Source organism: Pseudoalteromonas sp. TB41 (genome assembly GCF_000497975.1).
Taxonomy (GTDB): domain Bacteria; phylum Pseudomonadota; class Gammaproteobacteria; order Enterobacterales; family Alteromonadaceae; genus Pseudoalteromonas; species Pseudoalteromonas tetraodonis.
In genome coordinates, this window is record NZ_AUTH01000023.1 from 1 (window position 1) to 19,953 (window position 19,953).

Annotated in this window: 17 protein-coding genes; 7 read left to right on the plus strand and 10 right to left on the minus strand. The window is 41.0% G+C overall.

Going from position 1 to position 19,953, the window contains the following annotated elements:
- Window positions 1–37: 37 nt before the first annotated feature.
- On the minus strand, window positions 38–1,648 hold the full coding sequence (locus tag L641_RS0103800; RefSeq protein WP_024601179.1) for an endonuclease: 1,611 nt from the start codon (window positions 1,646–1,648) through the stop codon (window positions 38–40).
- Window positions 1,649–1,946: 298 nt separating this feature from the next.
- Here L641_RS0103800 and L641_RS0103805 point away from each other — a divergent pair, with 298 nt between their 5' ends.
- The 4 genes from L641_RS0103805 to L641_RS0103825 all read left to right on the plus strand — a co-directional run bounded on the left by L641_RS0103805 (window position 1,947) and on the right by L641_RS0103825 (window position 6,971).
- Window positions 1,947–3,761, plus strand: coding sequence for an assimilatory sulfite reductase (NADPH) flavoprotein subunit (locus L641_RS0103805; protein WP_024601180.1), 1,815 nt, complete (start codon window positions 1,947–1,949; stop codon window positions 3,759–3,761).
- Between the two features lie 62 nt (window positions 3,762–3,823).
- Complete coding sequence (cysI, locus tag L641_RS0103810; protein WP_024601181.1) at window positions 3,824–5,521, plus strand: assimilatory sulfite reductase (NADPH) hemoprotein subunit; 1,698 nt, start codon at window positions 3,824–3,826, stop codon at window positions 5,519–5,521.
- A 42-nt stretch (window positions 5,522–5,563) separates the two neighbouring features.
- Entirely contained in the window at window positions 5,564–6,304 is a 741-nt protein-coding gene (locus L641_RS0103815) for a phosphoadenylyl-sulfate reductase (RefSeq protein WP_013463784.1), read from the plus strand.
- Window positions 6,305–6,440: 136 nt separating this feature from the next.
- Window positions 6,441–6,971, plus strand: coding sequence for a DUF4124 domain-containing protein (locus tag L641_RS0103825; RefSeq protein ID WP_024601182.1), 531 nt, complete (start codon window positions 6,441–6,443; stop codon window positions 6,969–6,971).
- 10 nt (window positions 6,972–6,981) lie between these two features.
- Here the strand turns inward: L641_RS0103825 and L641_RS0103830 are convergent, their stop codons facing one another.
- From L641_RS0103830 to L641_RS0103845, 4 genes are all read right to left on the minus strand, one after another.
- Window positions 6,982–7,218: a hypothetical protein gene (locus tag L641_RS0103830; RefSeq protein ID WP_024601183.1), complete on the minus strand. Its 237-nt coding sequence runs from the start codon at window positions 7,216–7,218 to the stop codon at window positions 6,982–6,984.
- Between the two features lie 159 nt (window positions 7,219–7,377).
- On the minus strand, window positions 7,378–10,122 hold the full coding sequence (acnA, locus tag L641_RS0103835) for an aconitate hydratase AcnA (protein ID WP_024601184.1): 2,745 nt from the start codon (window positions 10,120–10,122) through the stop codon (window positions 7,378–7,380).
- A gap of 200 nt (window positions 10,123–10,322) precedes the next feature.
- Window positions 10,323–10,751, minus strand: coding sequence for a hypothetical protein (locus L641_RS0103840; RefSeq protein WP_013463788.1), 429 nt, complete (start codon window positions 10,749–10,751; stop codon window positions 10,323–10,325).
- Between the two features lie 96 nt (window positions 10,752–10,847).
- Window positions 10,848–11,231 (minus strand): RNA-binding S4 domain-containing protein, encoded by a 384-nt coding sequence (locus L641_RS0103845; RefSeq protein WP_013463789.1) that lies wholly within the window; start codon window positions 11,229–11,231, stop codon window positions 10,848–10,850.
- Window positions 11,232–11,475: 244 nt separating this feature from the next.
- Between L641_RS0103845 and L641_RS0103850 the strand changes: the two genes are divergently transcribed.
- Both L641_RS0103850 and L641_RS0103855 read left to right on the plus strand, forming a co-directional pair.
- A complete protein-coding gene (locus L641_RS0103850) occupies window positions 11,476–11,754 on the plus strand; it encodes a hypothetical protein (RefSeq protein ID WP_013463790.1) in 279 nt (92 codons plus the stop codon).
- A 56-nt stretch (window positions 11,755–11,810) separates the two neighbouring features.
- Window positions 11,811–12,476: a hypothetical protein gene (locus L641_RS0103855; RefSeq protein WP_024601185.1), complete on the plus strand. Its 666-nt coding sequence runs from the start codon at window positions 11,811–11,813 to the stop codon at window positions 12,474–12,476.
- A 1-nt stretch (window position 12,477) separates the two neighbouring features.
- On the opposite strand, the gene L641_RS0103860 is transcribed toward L641_RS0103855, so the two are convergent.
- The 5 genes from L641_RS0103860 to glnA form a co-directional block, all read right to left on the minus strand.
- Window positions 12,478–12,936, minus strand: a complete 459-nt coding sequence (locus tag L641_RS0103860; RefSeq protein WP_024601186.1) for a cyclic nucleotide-binding domain-containing protein — start codon at window positions 12,934–12,936, stop codon at window positions 12,478–12,480.
- Between the two features lie 31 nt (window positions 12,937–12,967).
- Window positions 12,968–14,353: a nitrogen regulation protein NR(I) gene (ntrC, locus tag L641_RS0103865; protein ID WP_010391999.1), complete on the minus strand. Its 1,386-nt coding sequence runs from the start codon at window positions 14,351–14,353 to the stop codon at window positions 12,968–12,970.
- A gap of 15 nt (window positions 14,354–14,368) precedes the next feature.
- Window positions 14,369–15,439: a nitrogen regulation protein NR(II) gene (gene glnL, locus L641_RS0103870; RefSeq protein WP_013463793.1), complete on the minus strand. Its 1,071-nt coding sequence runs from the start codon at window positions 15,437–15,439 to the stop codon at window positions 14,369–14,371.
- A gap of 80 nt (window positions 15,440–15,519) precedes the next feature.
- Window positions 15,520–16,041 (minus strand): DUF4124 domain-containing protein, encoded by a 522-nt coding sequence (locus L641_RS0103875; RefSeq protein ID WP_024601187.1) that lies wholly within the window; start codon window positions 16,039–16,041, stop codon window positions 15,520–15,522.
- 114 nt (window positions 16,042–16,155) lie between these two features.
- Window positions 16,156–17,562, minus strand: coding sequence for a glutamate--ammonia ligase (glnA, locus tag L641_RS0103880; protein ID WP_013463795.1), 1,407 nt, complete (start codon window positions 17,560–17,562; stop codon window positions 16,156–16,158).
- A 508-nt stretch (window positions 17,563–18,070) separates the two neighbouring features.
- Here glnA and typA point away from each other — a divergent pair.
- The gene (gene typA, locus L641_RS0103885; RefSeq protein ID WP_013463797.1) at window positions 18,071–19,894 is read left to right on the plus strand and encodes a translational GTPase TypA; all 1,824 of its coding nucleotides are present in this window, start codon (window positions 18,071–18,073) and stop codon (window positions 19,892–19,894) included.
- Window positions 19,895–19,953: the final 59 nt, after the last annotated feature.

Genomic DNA, 19,953 nt, shown 5'->3' on the forward strand with positions numbered 1-19,953 from the left:
GAAGCCCGAAGCCCGAAGCCCGGAGCCCGGAGCCCTTTTACCAAATCATTTCTACAAATTCAGGGTGGTCGATATACGGGTTACGATTTCCCTGAAATTCAAACGCTGCTTGATTGCGGTCTAATTCCATTTGGCTAACGGGGTCGTTGTTATGCCATTTTAACAACATAGCCACGACCCAATTTTCAAATACTTGGTTACTAGAGCCGTTAAGTACGGCATTACTAGCCGTAGTGTTATTTTGCCAAGAGCCGATTACGTTTTGGTAGCGTGTAGCCATGTAAAAATAAGCGCGAGCAAAGTCACCTTTAAATTCATCAATAGGCTCAAATACAGTACCAGTGTAATTAATCGCACTACTTGCAGAACCTAATTGACTGCCATTGGTTGAAGTAAACGTAGCGCTGGCCACTTCACCGAACGGGAAGTTGCTACGCTTTGAATTTACATAGCCGTCAGTGGCGTAAATATGATGAACATCAGAGTTCATTGGTTCTATGGTGCCGCCAAACCAGCTTTTAGGAAATGAATGCTCGCGGTTATAACAATCGGCTTCGCTATTGTAGGTGCCACACTGATCGCTTACAGCGGTATAAGTGTAGCTATCTACTCCATTTGGCTTTTCACTGTACATATCTAAAATACTGTTATCATTTTCAAAGTATTTATCGCGTGCTGATGCGTCGTAAAAACTCCAAATAGCAGAATACCCTTGAGCGTTATGGTTATTAATAATGTTATAAAGCTCAGTTTTTAGCGTGTAGCCAGTTAAGCCTTGAGTTGTAACATAGTAGCCGGTTGGCGTCGGTGTTGGCTGAGTTGCACCTAATGAGAATGCGGTAGACTCACTTGCTTGAAAGCTTGATCCACTGGCAAGCAATGTGGCTTCATTATTCAAGGCGTAGCTGCCACTGCCAAATGAGCAACAAATACCATCGCCGTAGCTGTCGTTAATAGTAAATGTATAGTCGCCATTGGTTAAACATAATTGTTCGGTGTATTGAGTATTTGCGGCATAACCACTGCCGCTTGCAACCATACCAGCTTGGTTGTGTGTTATTTGCCAACTGGTTTCTTTGCCGTAGTTATCTGTGGTTAGGTTAAAAGTAAGGCTGTTATCTGCGCAGCTTGGAGAATCACTGCTGTCATTATTAGGTAAGAAGTTATCAACATAAACTAACTCACTACCATCAAAGCCGCTTGTATCGTAAAAGCGTAAACCGACATCAATCGTTTTACTACTATCAGCGGTATAGCTGTAAGTTATGGTTTGCCATTGATTGGTTTGTGCTGGATTTGAATAGCCTTGATAACCATCTATGAACAAACGGGCCTTAAGATGACCTTCGGTATGATACACATCCACTGAAAATTCATAAGTTTCACCCATTTCCACCGTGACTTGCTGTAAAAAGTCAGTGTTACTTTGTGTGCCAGTATTTACGCTAATCGCTGCTGCTTGTAAGCCTGTACTCACGACTGCGCTGTTGGCAGATACGTTAATACCGCTATCAATCACCGTCCATGCTTGTGGGGTGTTGCCTGTCCATTGTTCAAAGTTGCCATTAACCACATTAGCCATCGCAGGCAAAGAGCTCAATAACAACGCGCTCAAAAGTAATTTTTTTTTATATATGCCGTGTAACATAGGTGTTCCTATTTTATAGTTTTAAGCAATATACATTAGATTATAAAGGTTACAAAATTGTTAAATTAGAATTTCATAAAAGGCAATAAAAACCCTTTAGGTTAATTTCACTGGTTTTTAACTAGATTAATAACTAAATGGAATATCAAAGCAGATTCTATTCTTTTTTTATCTATGCTTAGACGGCTATCCTGCATACTCAATTAACCTCAACAGAACCTTCTGAATGAGGTGGCACTCATTTTAAACAATGTGAACAAGCATTGTGTTTAACGTTCAGGGTTATGAGGAAAAATTCATGTTGTTAGGTCAACTCAATGCGCTAGCAAGTCCGCTTTCGCAAGAGCAAGTACAAAAGCTACAAGGTTTAGTGGCTGAGCTTAATCCAATTCAGCAAGCGTGGGTTAGCGGCTATTTGGCTGCTAATGCTAATTCAGCAGCGCTAGGTGCGCCAATTGCAGGTACACCGGCAACCTCTGAGGCAGCAGTACTTACTATTTTGTATGGTTCACAAACAGGTAACGCGAAAGCGGTGGCGACTAAGCTTAAAGAGCAAGCTGAATCTCGTGGGTTAGCTGCAAAGCTGGTTAGCATGTCAGATTACAAGCCAACCGCATTGAAAAAAGAAAAGTTTTTAACCGTTGTTGTATCAACTTATGGTGAAGGTGAGCCACCTGAAGACGCTGAAACACTGTACGAATTTTTAATTACCAAAAAAGCGCCAAAGCTTGATGGCGTTAAAGTCGCGGTATTAGGTTTAGGTGATTCTAGCTATGAATTTTTCTGTCAAACCGCTAAAGACTTTGAAGAGCGTTTAACTAAACTCGGTGCAGAGGTTATTTATCAACGTGCCGACCTAGACGTTGATTACGATGACGAAGCCGCCACTTGGATTGAGGGCGCGTTAAATGCGTTTGAACCAGATTTAAAAGCTCAGCAAGATACCACAGGCGGCCAAGTTGTATCAATGCCATTTGGCTCGCCCACGACAGCGGCTAGCCAATACACTAAGCAAAACCCGTTTGCGGCAGAGCTAAGCTTAGTGCAAAAAATTACCGGTCGTGACTCAACCAAAGATGTACGCCATGTTGAAATTTCACTTGAAGGCTCTGACATTACCTATACGCCGGGTGACTCGTTAGGCATTTACTTTTTAAATGATGAAGCCCGTGTAGATGAGCTACTAGCGCAAACGCAAATTGATCCAACTAGCCGCGTTAAACTTGGCGATGAAGAACTTAGCGTGCGTGATGCCTTAATTGAAAAACTAGAGCTGACACAATCGTACCCTGGTTTTGTCGAAAAATATGCCACGGCTACAGGCACGCCTGAACTTCTTAAGCTTGTGGAAGATAAAGCCGCAATGCGCGAATATATTGAGCCTCGCCAAATTTTTGATGTGGTTGCACAAAACCCAGCTAAATTAGAGGCGCAAACACTGGTTGATTGCCTACGTAAACTGCAAGCGCGCTTATATTCAATTGCTTCTAGCCAAAGCGAGGTTGAGGACGAAGTGCATTTAACTATTGCATTGGTTGAGTTTGAAGCGTTTGGCACAGAGCATTTAGGTGGCTGTTCAGGCTATTTAGCACGCCGTGCGCAAGAAGGCTGTAAAGTAAAAGTATTTAGTGAACATAACGACAACTTCCGCTTACCAGTAAATGATGACACACCGATTATCATGGTAGGGCCAGGTACAGGTATTGCACCGTTCCGTGCTTTTTTACAAGAACGTGATGCGCGAGAGGCTACGGGTAAAAACTGGCTGTTTTTTGGTAACCCACACTTTACCCAAGACTTTTTATACCAAGTAGAAATTCAAGGTTACTTAAAATCAGGCTTATTGAGTAAAGTAGATGTGGCGTTTAGCCGTGAGCAAGCAGAAAAAGTTTACGTGCAAGACAAGTTACGTAAAAACTCAAAAGAAGTATTTGACTGGTTAGAAGCGGGTGCTCATTTTTATGTGTGTGGCGATGCAAACCGTATGGCTAAAGATGTACACAATGCCTTAATTGATATCATCACAGAAAATACCGGCAAAAGTAATGAAGAAGCCGATCAATACTTAAAAGATTTGCGTAGCGCAAATCGCTATCAGAAAGACGTGTATTAAGTGCACGTTGTTTATTTTATTAAAAGCTAACAGCCGTCACTGTAACAAATTTAGGATTTAAAATGAGCGAACAAGATAAAACCGTAAAGCTTTCTGATAACGAACGTTTAAAAAGAGAAAGTAACTTTTTACGCGGCACTATAGCGCAAGATTTAAAAGATGAAATTACCGGTGGTTTTACTGCCGATAATTTCCAGTTAATTCGTTTTCATGGCATGTACCAGCAAGATGACCGCGATATTCGTCCTGAGCGTGCTAAGCAAAAGCTAGAACCACTACATAATGTCATGCTGCGTGCGCGTATGCCTGGCGGCATTATTAAGCCCGAGCAATGGTTAGCAATTGATAAGTTTGCTGGGGAGAAAACCAGCTATGGCAGTATTCGTTTAACTACGCGCCAAACATTTCAGTTTCATGGTGTATTAAAACCTGAAATTAAAGGTATGCACCAATTACTTAATAGCGTGGGTATTGATTCTATTGCAACTGCCGGTGACGTGAACCGAAATGTACTTTGTACCACTAACCCTGTTGAGTCTGAGTTACACCAGGAGGCGTATGAGTGGGCGGCAAAGATTTCTGAGCACTTATTACCTAAAACCAAAGCGTATGCAGAGATTTGGCTCAATGGCGAAAAAAGCGAAACCACAGAAGAGCCAATTTTAGGCTCAACTTATTTACCGCGTAAGTTTAAAACCACTGTAACAATTCCACCAAATAATGAAGTGGATGTTCATGCAAACGACTTAAACTTTGTGGCGATTGCTGATAACGGTAAATTAGTTGGTTTTAACGTGCTAGTAGGGGGTGGCCTTGCCATGACCCATGGCGATACAGCAACCTACCCGCGTAAAGCGGACGACTTTGGCTTTATTAGCCTAGAAGATACCTTAAAAATTGCTGAGCACGTGGTATCTGTTCAGCGTGATTGGGGTAATCGTTCTAACCGTAAAAACGCAAAAACTAAATACACACTTGACCGTGTTGGGTCTGGTGTATTTAAAGCAGAAGTTGAAAAACGTGCAGGCGTGAGTTTTGCACCAAGCCGCCCTTATGAGTTTACTCATCGAGGGGATCGTATTGGTTGGGTTGAAGGCATTGACGGTAAACATCACTTAACGCTCTTTATTCAAAGTGGTCGTATTTTAGATTACCCCAATAAGCCACTGAAAACAGGGTGTCGTAAGATTGCAGAAATCCATCAAGGTGACTTTCGCATGACCGCCAATCAAAACTTAATTATTGCCGGTGTGCCTGCGGATCAAAAAGCAATCATTGAAAAAATAGCGCGTGAACACGGTTTGATTGATGACAAAGACACTGAGCAACGTAAAAACTCAATGGCGTGTGTGTCACTGCCCACTTGTCCTTTAGCGATGGCTGAAGCCGAGCGTTACTTACCGAGTTTAATTGAAAAAATAGAAGGCTTATTGGCTAAGCATGGAGTACCAAATGACAGCATTATTATGCGTGTGGTTGGTTGCCCTAACGGCTGTGGTCGTGCCATGCTAGCTGAAGCTGGATTAGTAGGTAAAGGCCCAGGTAAGTACAATGTTTACCTTGGCGGGAATACGGAGGGTACGCGTATCCCTAAGCTTTATCTTGAAAATGTGGGCGAAGAAGTTTACCTAGAGGCATTTGATAAGCTGATTGGGCAATGGGTTAGTGAGCGCAATGAAGGCGAATGCTTTGGTGATTTTGTTATTCGCAAGGGTATTGTTGCAGAAGTAAAAGTATCTGTTACCGATTTTTACGCATAATTTAAAAGCAGCGCACCGCGCTGGTGAGGTTTAAAATTGACCATGAGTGAATTTAAAAACATATTACAGCTAGATAAGCAAAGCCAACAGGCTATGTTAGCTGATGCGAACGGTTTGCTGGCTAACATGAGTGCTGAGCAGCGCGTTGCATGGGCGTTAGAGCACTTGCCTGACACCGCGTTTTTATCATCGAGTTTTGGTATTCAAGCAGCGGTAATGTTGCATTTAATGACATCACAGCGCCCCGATATACCAGTTGTACTAACAGACACGGGTTATCTATTTCCAGAGACCTATCAGTTTATCGATCAGATGAGCGAGCGTTTATCACTTAATTTAAAAGTGTATAAAGCGCAGTTGAGCCCTGCTTGGCAAGAGGCTAAATTTGGAAAACTATGGGAGCTTGGTGAAGAAGGTATTAAGCAATACAACCAGCTCAATAAAGTAGAGCCAATGACGCGTGCTTTAAAAGAGCTTAACGCGAGCACTTGGTTTAGTGGCTTGCGTCGAGATCAATCGTCGAGCCGTGCTGAAAAACAAGTTTTAGAAATAAGCCGGGGTACAGTAAAAGTGTACCCTATTATTGAGTGGAATAATCGTGATGTGTACCAATACCTCACTAAACATGATCTGCCATACCACCCATTATGGGAGCAAGGTTATGTGTCTATGGGTGATGTACACACTACGCGTAAATTAGAGCCAGGAATGAGCGAAGAAGAAACCCGCTTTTTTGGGCTGAACCGTGAGTGTGGCTTGCATATTGATGGTGATGGAATTTAATTACCTTATTATTCAAAGCTATAAATTTAAAAACGCAGCTAAAGCTGCGTTTTTATTTTGTGGAAAATAATTGCCTGACTGCTGTTTTTTTATTATATTAATGATAATAAAGGATTAAATTTACAGCAGGAACGCTATGAAATACTTTACCTACTTAGCAATATCAGTAATGGTCATTGCTCTTATCTCTTTGTTTTATCTTAAAAAGCCAAATGGGCAACCTTGGCTAACCAGCTCATTGATTAAAAATGAATCTTTTTCTATTAAAGATAAAGTGGTAGCGCTTTCATCTAATACATTCGAACAGCTCACACTTGAGCTTAAAAAAGTAGGAGATAAAATCACATCGTCACCGTTAGCATCTGACTCTCAAAGTAAAATTTATAAGTGGCAAGATGAGCAAGGACAGTGGCATTTCTCCGATGTGCCAAATCAAAATGGCAAGAGTATTGAAGTGCATCTTGATCCCGCAGATATTAATGTTGTGGTAGCCGAAGATACGGCTATATTAAGTGGCAGTGCTAAATCTGCGGCAAAACCTTTTCCTCAGCGAGCGCCTGAAATATACAACAGTGAGTCAATTAATAAGTTGTTTGAAGATGCTGAAAAAGCCAAAAAGAGAATTGAGCAACGCAGTAAAGAAGTCGAAAGTTTCAGCGGCTTTTAGCCCTAGGGGGTTACTGCGATTTCAAGTAGCGCTTTTCTGCTTCCATTAATAATATGGTTAAATAAATTTTAGTTGGCAGTGATAAAAACACACCAATTGCAATGCACGCTGCTGCAGTAATAATGCCTTTAATACCGTACTGGCTGGTAAAGTAGCTCGATACAATTAATACATGGCCCGTCACAATCAGGCATAATCCAAGCAAAATAGATGTTTTAAGTAGTCTTATCATTACTATTGAAGACATGGCGACCTCTGCGCAGCGTGTCTTCTTAGTGTATGGTATCTTGATAGAGCAACATTGATTTAGCGCAAGGGTGTATCAATATTTACTTCTATAGCGAATGTAAAAAAGCCCAGCTCATTGCTGAGCTAGGCTTTTAAGCTACCATTGTTTAATGGCTAGTTAGTCGAGCATATCGCGTAATACGTACTGCAAAATCCCGCCATGTTTGTAGTAATCCCACTCTTTAGGGGTATCAATACGCACATCGGCACTAAAACTAACTTGTTTACCTTCACTGTTAGTGGCAATGACACTGACTTCGTCGGTTTTGTCGTATAAACCTTGAATATCAAATTGTTCTTGCCCCGTTAAGCCCAATGATTCATGGCTTTCACCCTCTTTAAATTGTAAAGGTAATACGCCCATACCAATCAGGTTCGAGCGGTGAATACGCTCATAGCTTTGTGCTATCACAGCTTTAATACCGAGTAGTAATGAACCTTTTGCAGCCCAATCTCGTGAGGAGCCGGTACCATATTCTTTACCTGCTAGAACCACTAATGGTGTTCCACTCTCTTGATATGCCATTGCCGCATCATAAATACTCTCTAGCTTATCGTCAGGTTGAGTGCGAGTGACACCGCCCTCAGTACCGGGGGCAAGTAAGTTTTTAAGGCGCACATTAGCAAATGTACCACGCATCATCACTTCGTGATTACCACGGCGAGAACCATAAGAATTAAACTGTGCTTTTTCTACCCCATTTTCTTGTAGATAAAGTCCTGCGGGTGCCTCCGCTTTAATCGCACCTGCTGGTGAAATATGATCGGTAGTCACTGAATCGCCTAGTTTAGCTAGACAGCGCGCACCTTCTATTTTTGGGATCCCCGGCGGTTCAACACTCATACCATCAAAGAATGGCGCTTTTTTAATATAAGTCGAGGCAGCATCCCAATCGTAAAGCTTACCATCAGGTATTTGAATTTTTTGCCAGCGACTGTCGCCATCGTAAACATTGGCGTAGCTTTTTTCGAACATTTCTTTAGTTACCGTATTTTTTACAAGCTCACTCACTTCTTTAACGCTTGGCCAAATATTTTTAAGGTATATATCGTTACCATGCTTATCTTGCGCAAGTGGTTCGTTGTATACATCAATATCGGTTCTACCTGCTATAGCATAAGCTACTACAAGTGGTGGCGACGCGAGGAAGTTCATTTTAACGTCTTGGTGAATACGCCCTTCAAAGTTACGGTTACCCGACAAAATAGAGCTTACAATTAGTTTATGTTTTTGAATAGCTTCTGAAATTTCATCCGCTAATGGGCCTGAGTTACCGATACAGGTGGTACAGCCATAACCAACTAAGTTAAAACCAAGCGCATCAAGATCATCCATTAACCCTGCTTTTTCAAGGTAATCGGTAACCACCTGCGAACCTGGTGCTAAAGACGTTTTAACCCAAGGTTTTACATTAATATCTAATTGACGTGCTTTTTGAGCCACTAATCCTGCCGCTAAAATTACGCTTGGATTAGAGGTATTAGTACAGCTTGTGATTGCAGCAATGACGCAGGCGCCATCGTTTAATTCAAACTCTTGGCCATTAAAGTTAACTTTTGCTGCGCCCATAAACTGCGCTTCATCAGTGGGTTCGTCAGGATTGGTAGTAGGGCCTTCACTTTCAATACGCGCTTGCTCTTCATCGCTTTTATCTCGACGTGCCATACGTTCGTCTTGGAAGTCTTTTAAGTGTTGACCAATAACATCACCGGCTTTATCCAGTGTGATTCTGTCTTGTGGACGTTTCGGGCCAGCAAGACTTGGTACTACATCATCTAAAGTTAGTTCTAGCTTATCAGTATAATGTGCTTCATCGCCATCATTACGCCATAAACCTTGATGTTTTGCGTAATCTTCAATCAGTTTAAGCTGCTTTTCATCGCGATTAGTTAAGCGTAAGTAATTAATCGTTTCATCATCAATAGGGAAAATACCACAGGTTGCGCCATATTCCGGTGCCATGTTGGCAATAGTCGCTCTGTCGGCCAGTGGTAAGTCGGCAAGCCCGTCACCATAAAACTCAACAAACTTACCTACCACACCGTGGTTACGCAGCATTTCAGTAACAGTAAGTACTAAATCGGTTGCTGTAGTGCCCTCAGGTAAGCGACCATTTAATTTAACACCCACAACCTGTGGAATAAGCAAGCTAATAGGTTGGCCAAGCATTGCGGCTTCGGCTTCAATACCGCCTACACCCCAACCGAGTACGCCTAAGCCGTTGATCATGGTTGTGTGAGAATCAGTACCAACCAGTGTATCTGGATAAGCTAACGATTTACCGTTTTTTGTATCATTAAATACTACGCGGGCTAAATACTCTAAATTTACTTGATGGACAATACCTGTGGCTGGTGGCACCACTTTTAAATTATCAAATGCAGTTTGACCCCAACGTAAAAATTCGTATCGCTCTTTATTACGTTCATATTCTAGTTTTGAATTTAAGTCGAATGAGCCATCTTTACCGTAACCATCCACTTGTACTGAGTGATCTATCACCAGTTCAGCCGGAGAAAGCGGATTTATTTTTGCAGGATCGCCACCAAGTTTTTCCATCGCATCACGCATGGCGGCTAAGTCAACAATAGCAGGGACACCGGTAAAATCTTGCATTACTACGCGGGCAGGGGTGAAGGCTACTTCGGCCGAGGGCTTAGCCTTTGGATCCCAATCTAGTAGTGCCTGAATATCTTGCTCTTTAATATTCACACCATCTTCATTACGCAATAAATTTTCTAGTAATATTTTTAACGAAAAAGGCAGGCGTTTGACTTTATCGCCAAGTCCCATGAGCGAGTTAATATGATATTGCTCGCCATTGATAGTAAGCTGTTGTTGGGTGTCGAAACTATTTTTCATTATTTGTCCCTTCAATAAATTAGATTGATATTCTTGAAAAAGTGACCTCTGTAGTAGTTTGCAAACTGTGTACCATGATAAAAAAATACCATGCAGTGTAATTTTTTTGACTGTTATATAAATAGAGATGAAGGCCAAAAGTTAAAATTCAAGGGATTCTCTGAGTAATAATTGGCCACAAAACTAAACTCAAAAAAGTGTTATTTAAAGTAGTCCTGTTGTTTTAAGTGGAAACTTAAATACACCAATGCAATCGCAATTAAGGTCACTGCAATAGGCATAAAAATAGCGCTAACGCCAAACAAGCTGATGCTATTAATAATCATAAAATTATAGTATTGCTGAGCTAAAACCGCTGCCAAAGAGATTATTAATGTTAATGTGGCTAGTGACTTTTTGAATAATAAAAGTACGCACCCTAATGCGCCGCCAAATACTGCAATAGCAAACGCTAAAGTAGCCCATAGAGGTTGGCTGTTATAAGCAAGTTGTTGTTCTTGTGGGAGTTTACTTACCATTTCGGGTGTTAATAATAGCTGCATGATAAATGCAAAAACACCTAATATATTCCATAACAGGGCGGTGATGAGTACGGGTTTTATCCAGCGGTTTGCAGTGTTTTCTGACATGTAAGCATCGATTTTTTATTATTGATATTCTATTAAAGAATAAAAAAGCCAGTGATGCAAACTGGCTTTTAATAACACATATGACGTAAGCGAATGTTAGCCAAACGAAATAGGACGACGACCCGTTTTTTCATCCACTTTAGGTTTTTTAGTACGTTTGCGCTTATTTTTAGCCGGCTCTGTTGTTGCTACGGGCGCGGCTTTTTCTGCTGTAACTGTTTCATCAATAACAGGACGCTCTGCAGGAGTTGCATCTTCACTTAGCGTCAGTTGGAACAACTCGCCATCAAATGTAAGAACATCGCCACTGTATAATTTTTTCCGTTTAATTGTACAAATTTCATGGTTAACACCTACATAGCCACCGCTAATTAGATTTTTTGCTTGGCCACCACCTTCAACTAGATCTAATACTTTTAATAATTTACAAAGCTCTATAGGCTCTTCTTCTAATTCAATTTCTATATATTCTTCGTTCATCATGTTTCTCTGTGGGGGTGGCATTAGCTGTAGTATAAAGGCTAGCTGGTTATTTTGCACCAAAGTGCGTTTGTTAGATGCGATGATTGTGCATTTTTTATGAAACTTTTTACCTCTTTCATTTGTCTTTAAAAAAACTGAAGTAATTCAAGACTACACTTCGCGTGAAAAAAATTACACATTGGCGCGCTTATTGCCAATATCTGTCGTAAAAAGAGATTGAATATAAACAGTGGAGTAAAACATGGGCATAAGATTAGCGATGAAAAAAGAGCTAATGGGCTTAGACAATTCAGATATGTTAACTGCTGATGATGTTAGAAAGCATTTGGCTCAGCAGGTACAAGAAGACACTGAACGTGGTTTTTCAGTTATCTCCAAGTTTAATGACACCCATAGTCAGTTAGTCAGCGGGCTTAAAACCAAACAAAGCGAGCTGGTATTTGAACGACATCGTTTATTTAATGAAGTACTTTATAATCGCCAGAGTGTTGATGCATGGTTAAATAACCAAATAAATTAAATTGCCATTTTAAATCACCCCTTATAGACTACACTTGTAATCGATCGGGGGTGATAATGAAAAATGGAATTTTAATATGTGTATTGGTGTTTTTATTAGCTGCGTGCCAGCGACCTACTGTTTATGTTTTTATTGAAAACTTGCAAGGTGAACAGCGCAACCAGCTAGATGCTGCACTAAATGCACAAACTCTTCCCTATGAATATGTAGAACTAGCAATCCCATCAGATTTTGGTGAGGCCACATTACTACTCTCAAGCGATAAAATTTACCCCAAAGAGACGGAGCAACTTGCAGCTATAATGCAAGAGCTAGGGTACGCGCCACAAGTTAATTATACAAGTCGTTCAAATCATTTTTATGGTGATGGCAATATAGGCTTTTATTTAAAAAATGCTGATGCCAATAGAAATTTTGTTATGCCTAAACAGCTGAGAACAACTCATTGCAGCGAAGATAAATACAATGATTTAGCAGTCAAATTTGCAAATGAAGCTGTTGAGCTTACATTACCAAGTGGCGCAATCGTGAGGCTAAACTGGGAATATTTATATGGTTATGTTGTTGTTTATTTTAAAGACTATTCGCAAACATACAGTCATTCGCAGCCGCTTGTAAATACCCCCTTTGGCGCCAAGCCGTCAGATACCTACACATATACCGCAAGCGTTAACACCCCTGGTTGGCTTGATTGCTCACTACAAATTGTTTATATGGACTGATTTAACCGTGGGTTTCTATATGTTCGCTTAGTTTAGCTATGCGCAGGCTCATTCCTTCAATAATACGGTCTTTAATTTTTTCGCGTATAACATTAGGTAGGCGGGTAAGGGCATCGGCAGTAATAGCCAGTACGATGGCATTTTCTTTGGCGCGTGCATTAATGCTGCGCTCTCGGTTATTAATAAACGCGCCCTCACCAATAAATTCACCAGGCTCTATACTACCCAGTTTCAGTAGGTGACTATGCTTAAACACCATCAAAGAGCCACTGAGGACAATAAAAAGTCGCTTGTCATTATCAAACTCTTTAAATAAAAACTGATTTTTACTTACTAAGTATAATAATCCAAACGACTCTAAAAGAATTTGACGTTCATTAAGCGTGAACTCTTTAAAGAATTCTAAGCGATTTATAATTTCCATTTGCTTAAACAAAGGGATGTTTTCAATTAACTTCATCAATAACCTAGGGCGCTAGCCTTATAAAATATCAGCTAATATTGCGCTCTTTTAATTTACGGGTCAACGTATTGCGACCCCAACCAATTTTTACCGCGGCTTCTTGCTTATGGCCTGAACAATTAGCGAGTGCTGTTTTTATTAAGCGGGTTTCCAGCTGGGCTTGAATATCCGGCCAAATATTTTCTTTACCTTGTTTAAACTCTTGATTAAGCCATTGCTGAAATGAATCTAGCCAATCGCCTTCTTGAGTTGCGGCGGCATTATCAATAATTTCAGGGGGTAAATCTTGCTCACCAATCAGCTCCCCAGGTGCCATTACGGTTAACCATCGACAGGTGTTTTCAAGCTGGCGAACATTTCCTGGCCAATTAAATAAACACAGTTGTTTAATCGCTTTAGGGCTAAGTACTTTACTATCTACTTGCAGGTCTTTTGCACTTTTATGTAAAAAGTGTAGCGCTAAGCGTTCTATGTCTTCGGGGCGCTCGCGTAGAGCCGGCAAGCGTAAGCGAACCACGTTTAAACGATGAAATAAGTCATCTCTAAACTTACCTTGTTTTACCAGCTCTTCTAAATTTTGGTGAGTGGCAGCAATGATGCGCACATCCACTTTTATACTTTGATGGCCGCCAACGCGGTAAAACTCGCCATCGGCTAATACGCGTAACAAGCGGGTTTGTACATCAAGTGGCATATCACCTATTTCATCCAAAAATAAGGTACCGCCATTGGCTTGTTCAAAGCGCCCTTTACGCACGCTATCGGCCCCCGTAAAAGCGCCTTTTTCATGGCCAAATAATTCAGACTCAACTAACTCTTTAGGAATAGCGGCCATATTAAGAGCAATAAATTGGTTTTCTTTACGCGGGCTGTGATTGTGCAAGGCGCTGGCAACCAACTCTTTACCGGTACCTGATTCACCATTGATGAGTACGCTCATACTGGATGCTGAGAGTTTGCCTATAGCACGAAACACTTCCTGCATAGCAGGGGCTTCGCCAATAATATGAGCGCTTTTGGGTGGCGCGCTTTTTCGTTTGGTTTTTTTGGTCGAATTAGCACGATAGGCGCTTTCCACTAGCGCAACGGCTTCATTTAAATCAAACGGTTTAGCTAAGTACTCAAACGCACCTTTTTGAAAAGCATTAACCGCTGAGTCTAAATCAGAGTGTGCGGTCATAATAATAACGGGTAGGCCAGGGGTTTGCTCAGCTATCAGCTCAAGTAACGCCATCCCGTCCATCCCCGGCATTCTTACATCTGAAATTAACACACTGGGTTGACTAAATTTTAGTGCATTAAGAACGTTTTGCGCATCTGCAAAGCTTTCTACTTCAAACCCTGCGCGAGTCAGTGCTTTTTCTAGTACAAAGCGAATTGAGGCATCATCATCTACAAGCCAAGCTGTTTTCATGCAAACTCCAAAGTATTAATCTGTAAATGGCAGATAAATATTAAATTCAGTATGTCCTGGCCAACTATCGCATTCGATATAGCCATCATGTTGATCAATCAAGGTTTGCGCTATAGATAATCCAAGTCCCGAGCCACCTTCTTTATTAGTGGTCATAGGGTAAAATAAGGTGTCGCGTAAATTAGCATCAATACCTGGGCCGTTATCCATTACTTGAATAAGCAATGCCTTTTTAGGGGCTTTTCCCGGGCGACGATGCTGATAATTAATCCGTGTTTTTATTTTTATTTCGCCACCATCCACCAATGCCTGTTGCGCATTACGCACAATATTAAGCACCACTTGTTGAACCTTGCTCTGATCAATATAGACATCAGGAATACTCGGGTCGTAGTCTTTAACTAACCGAATATCGCGGTTGTTATCTAACGTACTGAGTTTAACAACCGACTCTAATGTTTGATGTATATTGCCATACGATTTTTGCGGTAGTTGGTTAGGCCCAAGGAGTCTATCAACTAATTCACGCAACCGATCGGCTTGTTCAATTATCAGTTCTGCACATTGATCTCTTTCTTGTTGATCACCCTCATACTGCAATAATTGCGCCGCCCCGCGAATTCCACCCAGCGGGTTTTTAATTTCATGGGCTAAACCGCGAATTAAGTTACGTGCAGCTTGGTATTGATGCATTTGATTTGAGACTTGGTCATGTTTTATTTCGTCATCGGTTTGTCGACATTCAAATAAAATATAATAGGTGTCGTTATGTTTTATTCGCCGAGTACTCACCGCTAATTTTGCATGGCGAGAATCGATAAACACCACGTCAGCCCTGTGCTGGTGGCAGTCTACACCATCAACTAACGAGTACTGTGCAATGCGTTTTAAGTCGATAGAATGGTAGTTAAATAAATCGTCGAATGCTTGTCCTAGCAAACGTTTTTCGCCTAAGCCAAGTAATTCACTGGCACTGGTGTTAGCGTAAATAAGCTGAAAGCTTTCATCAAGTAACATCAGGGCGGTTGTTTGGTTTTGCCAAATTATATTCAGTAGCTCTGGGCTAAAATGTGTTTTATTAATCATCATTGCACCATTTTAGTGCGCCTGGGAAGGTAGGCAAGGTTTTTAGAAAATATACGCTAAACACGCGTACTTAATTGTAATTATCGACCTATGTTAAGGCCTTTACGGTGCATAAAAAATACACTTTCAGGACTGGTTGCAATTACCTGATTTTGTTTATTATAAAGTTTAACTTGCAGTGTGTGTTGGCCTCGCTCCACATCTCTTAACGCCAGTGTAGTGGTGTCACTAGGTTCACCAATGGCAACGCCATTTAAAAATAAACCAATGGTAAATCCAGCTTCAAATCGAGGGGCAATACGGGTAGAGACATACACAGAGCCGGTGTTTTCCCTGATAGTTTGGTTTGGTTCAGGCGATGAAATACTAATACTAAACTTTACTGCTGTTTTAGTAGGAGCAGTATCAAGAATATCGGTGTTTGTAGCGGGCATGCTGAGATGTTGGCTCGTGAGTTTAACCTCTTTAGCGCCAGGCTGAGGAGTATCTGAAAAAACCAACACCCCATTTTTGTCTTTCCATGCGTAAATTTTTTTATCGCTCGCATGGCTATTAAGGCTTAACATTAAAGCTATTAATAGCAACAAAATCTTACCTACCATCCAGCTATCCTGCATTGTTTAAACTAACTTCACTTTAGTGTAGAACCGTTAAATTTACCATAAAAAAAGCCCGCAAAGCGGGCTTAAAACACACATTATTTATCGGTTAATAAATTAACAGCTGTAGTACATTTCGAACTCAACAGGGTGAGTTGTCATGTTAAGTTTTTCAACTTCTTTTGACTTAAGTGCGATGTAAGCATCGATTAGGTCATTGGTGAATACACCACCTTGGTTTAAGAATTCACGGTCTGAATCAAGTGCAGCTAGTGCTTCATCTAATGATGAGGCTACTGTTGGAATTTCTGCCGCTTCTTCAGCTGGTAAGTCGTATAAATCCTTGTCCATAGCATCGCCAGGGTGGATCTTGTTTTTAATTCCGTCAAGGCCAGCCATAAGCATTGCTGAGAAAGCAAGGTATGGGTTAGCTGTTGGATCTGGGAAGCGTACTTCGATACGACGACCTTTTGCAGATGGCACAACTGGAATACGGATTGACGCCGAACGGTTACGAGCCGAGTATGCAAGCATTACCGGAGCTTCAAAACCAGGTACTAAACGTTTGTACGAGTTAGTTGACGCGTTAGCAAAAGCGTTGATCGCTTTAGCATGTTTGATGATACCGCCAATGTAGTAAAGTGCATCTTCAGAAAGTCCGCCGTATTTATCACCTGCGAATAAGTTTACGCCATCTTTTGCTAAAGACTGGTGACAGTGCATACCAGAACCGTTATCACCAACAACCGGCTTAGGCATAAATGTTGCCGTTTTACCGTAAAGGTGAGCCATGTTGTGGATAACATATTTCATTTCTTGGATTTCATCGGCCTTTAACACCATAGTATTAAAACGCGTTGCGATCTCGTTTTGACCGGCAGTCGCCACTTCGTGGTGATGCGCTTCAACAACTTGACCCATTTCTTCTAAAACTAGGCACGTTGCAGAACGCCAATCTTGGAAATCATCAACAGGTGCAACTGGGAAGTAACCGCCTTTAACACCTGGGCGATGGCCTGTATTGCCATCTGCATATTCTTTATCTGAGTTCCAAGCTGCTTGCTTAGAATCAATTTTATACATTGAACCTGACATGTCAGATTTGTATTTAACATCGTCAAATACGAAAAACTCTGGTTCTGGGCCAAATAAAACGGTGTCAGCAATACCCGTAGAGCGCATGTATTCTTCAGCGCGCTTAGCAACTGAGCGAGGGTCGCGTTCGTAACCTTGTAATGTAGAAGGTTCAACCACGTCACAACGAACGATTAGGGTTGTTTCTTCTGTGAAAGGGTCAAGTTTAATTGAATCTGCATCTGGTAGTAACACCATGTCTGATTCGTTGATGCCTTTCCAGCCAGCAATTGAAGAACCGTCAAACATCTTTCCATCTTCAAAAAAGTCTTCATCAACTTGATGATGAGGAATAGAAACATGTTGCTCTTTACCTTTTGTGTCAGTAAAGCGTAAATCAATGAACTTAACGTCATTTTCTTTAATAAAATCTAAAACCGATTGTGACATGTGTCCTCCAACTATTGGGTTTTATTATTGCTGCTTAGATACGTTGAATATCTACAAGCTGATTTTGTGCCACTATTATAATTATTTGTTTTTTATGTAAAAAAATATAAATAAAATAAAGGTGATATAGATTAAGCACCATCTTAGTGCGTAATTTTTCCAAAATGGTGCAATATTTACAAAGCAATAATTGCTTGTAAATTAATCACCTTAGACTAGCACAAAGAAAATGCAAAATACGCAGTAAAGTCGCTTTAAATTAACCCAAAACCATCTTTTTATATAAATATCTAAAAATTAATTATCATAATTAATTATTTTAAAACAATGGGTTAATTATTTTATTGCGAAAGTTTGAAATTTTATTTTGGATAAACTTTCATCCATTCCATTTATAGGGGATAATATGCGCCCTTTTAAATCCTATGCTGGGACATCTCGTGAAAGCGCAGGTGAGAACGTATAGCCCCTGCAGGATCAATGAGATTCAATTTCTCTGAGTGAATATATGAGCATCGAAAAGTTAAGAAATATAGCAATTATCGCCCACGTTGACCACGGTAAAACAACACTGGTTGATAAACTACTTGAGCAATCAGGTACATTAGAAACACGCGGCGGTAATGAAGAGCGCGTGATGGATTCAAACGACATTGAAAAAGAACGTGGTATTACCATTTTAGCGAAAAACACCGCTATCTCATGGAATGATTACCATATCAATATCGTAGATACTCCTGGACACGCCGACTTCGGTGGTGAAGTTGAACGCGTACTTTCGATGGCTGACTCAGTATTACTACTTGTTGATGCTCAGGAAGGTCCAATGCCACAAACGCGTTTCGTAACGCAAAAGGCATTCGCGCAAGGCTTAAAGCCAATCGTTGTTATCAATAAAATTGATAAGCCAGGTGCTCGCCCTGATTGGGTTATGGATCAAATCTTTGATTTATTCGATAACCTAGGCGCAACTGATGAACAGTTAGACTTTAAAGTAATCTACGCATCAGCAATCAATGGTTGGGCTACATTAGATTTAGACGAAGCATCTGATAACATGGAACCTATGTTCAAGATGATCGTTGACGAAGTATCACCACCGGATGCAGATCCTGAAGGTGACTTCCAAATGCAGATCTCACAGCTTGATTACAACTCTTATAAAGGTGTAATTGGCATTGGTCGTATCAAACGCGGTTCAGTTGTACCTAACCAACAAGTTACGGTTATTAGCGCTGACGGGTCTAAACGTAACGGTAAAATTGGTTCAGTACAAAGCTACTTAGGTCTTGAGCGTATTGACACTGACAAAGCTTACGCTGGTAACATCGTAACGGTAACGGGTCTTGGCGAGCTTAAGATTTCAGATACGCTTTGTTGTCCTAACAACGTTGAAGCATTACCTCCACTAAGTGTTGATGAGCCAACAGTAACGATGACGTTCTCTGTAAATAACTCACCTTTCTGTGGTAAAGAAGGTAAGTTTGTAACATCACGTAATATCCGTGAGCGTTTAGACAAAGAATTAGTACACAACGTTGCACTTCGCGTTGCAGACACTGATAACCCAGATAGCTTCCGTGTATCGGGTCGTGGTGAATTACACTTAGGTATCTTAATCGAGAACATGCGTCGTGAAGGTTACGAGTTAGCGGTATCTCGTCCAGAAGTTATCTTACGTACTGTTGATGGTGTGTTAGAAGAACCGTATGAAACACTAACAATTGACTGTCAAGAAGAGCACCAGGGTTCTATCATGGAACAAATTGGTCTTCGTAAGGGTGAGCTTACTGATATGGCCCCAGATGGTAAAGGCCGTATGCGTTTGGACTTTATGATCCCAAGCCGTGGTTTAATCGGTTTCCAAACTGAGTTCATGACGTTAACATCGGGTTCTGGTTTACTTTACCATACGTTCGATCACTACGGTCCGCACAAAGGTGGCGAGCTAGGTGTTCGTAAGAACGGTGTAATGATTGCAAATGCAACAGGTAAAGCACTAACTAACGCATTATTTAACTTACAAGAGCGCGGCCGTTTATTCATCGGTCACGGTGTTGAAGTATACGAAGGTATGGTTATCGGTATTCATAGCCGTGATAACGACCTTACAGTTAATGCGCTTAAAGGTAAGCAACTTACTAACGTTCGTGCATCTGGTACCGATGAAGCACAAACACTAACACCAGCTCTTAACTATTCACTTGAGCAAGCGCTTGAGTTTATTGCTGATGATGAGTTAGTAGAAGTTACACCTGAGAACATTCGTATTCGTAAACGTCATTTAACTGAAAATGAGCGTAAACGTGCGGGTCGTGCGCCAAAGTCATAATCTATTAATTTAGAATCATGATTTTAAAAGCCGCTGTATTGCAAAATACAGCGGCTTTT

What these genes read in the sequence shown, in the direction of transcription:
- acnA (WP_024601184.1), bottom strand. Translation starts at nt 10,122, where the DNA reads ATGAAAAATAGTTTCGACACCCAACAACAGCTTACTATCAATGGCGAG.
- glnA (WP_013463795.1), bottom strand. Translation starts at nt 17,562, where the DNA reads ATGTCACAATCGGTTTTAGATTTTATTAAAGAAAATGACGTTAAGTTC.
- L641_RS0103830 (WP_024601183.1), bottom strand. Translation starts at nt 7,218, where the DNA reads ATGTCTTCAATAGTAATGATAAGACTACTTAAAACATCTATTTTGCTT.
- glnL (WP_013463793.1), bottom strand. Translation starts at nt 15,439, where the DNA reads ATGATTAATAAAACACATTTTAGCCCAGAGCTACTGAATATAATTTGG.
- ntrC (WP_010391999.1), bottom strand. Translation starts at nt 14,353, where the DNA reads ATGAAAACAGCTTGGCTTGTAGATGATGATGCCTCAATTCGCTTTGTA.
- L641_RS0103800 (WP_024601179.1), bottom strand. Translation starts at nt 1,648, where the DNA reads ATGTTACACGGCATATATAAAAAAAAATTACTTTTGAGCGCGTTGTTA.
- cysI (WP_024601181.1), top strand. Translation starts at nt 3,824, where the DNA reads ATGAGCGAACAAGATAAAACCGTAAAGCTTTCTGATAACGAACGTTTA.
- L641_RS0103875 (WP_024601187.1), bottom strand. Translation starts at nt 16,041, where the DNA reads ATGGTAGGTAAGATTTTGTTGCTATTAATAGCTTTAATGTTAAGCCTT.
- L641_RS0103815 (WP_013463784.1), top strand. Translation starts at nt 5,564, where the DNA reads ATGAGTGAATTTAAAAACATATTACAGCTAGATAAGCAAAGCCAACAG.
- L641_RS0103845 (WP_013463789.1), bottom strand. Translation starts at nt 11,231, where the DNA reads ATGAACGAAGAATATATAGAAATTGAATTAGAAGAAGAGCCTATAGAG.
- L641_RS0103850 (WP_013463790.1), top strand. Translation starts at nt 11,476, where the DNA reads ATGGGCATAAGATTAGCGATGAAAAAAGAGCTAATGGGCTTAGACAAT.
- L641_RS0103825 (WP_024601182.1), top strand. Translation starts at nt 6,441, where the DNA reads ATGAAATACTTTACCTACTTAGCAATATCAGTAATGGTCATTGCTCTT.
- L641_RS0103855 (WP_024601185.1), top strand. Translation starts at nt 11,811, where the DNA reads ATGAAAAATGGAATTTTAATATGTGTATTGGTGTTTTTATTAGCTGCG.
- typA (WP_013463797.1), top strand. Translation starts at nt 18,071, where the DNA reads ATGAGCATCGAAAAGTTAAGAAATATAGCAATTATCGCCCACGTTGAC.
- L641_RS0103860 (WP_024601186.1), bottom strand. Translation starts at nt 12,936, where the DNA reads ATGAAGTTAATTGAAAACATCCCTTTGTTTAAGCAAATGGAAATTATA.
- L641_RS0103840 (WP_013463788.1), bottom strand. Translation starts at nt 10,751, where the DNA reads ATGTCAGAAAACACTGCAAACCGCTGGATAAAACCCGTACTCATCACC.
- L641_RS0103805 (WP_024601180.1), top strand. Translation starts at nt 1,947, where the DNA reads ATGTTGTTAGGTCAACTCAATGCGCTAGCAAGTCCGCTTTCGCAAGAG.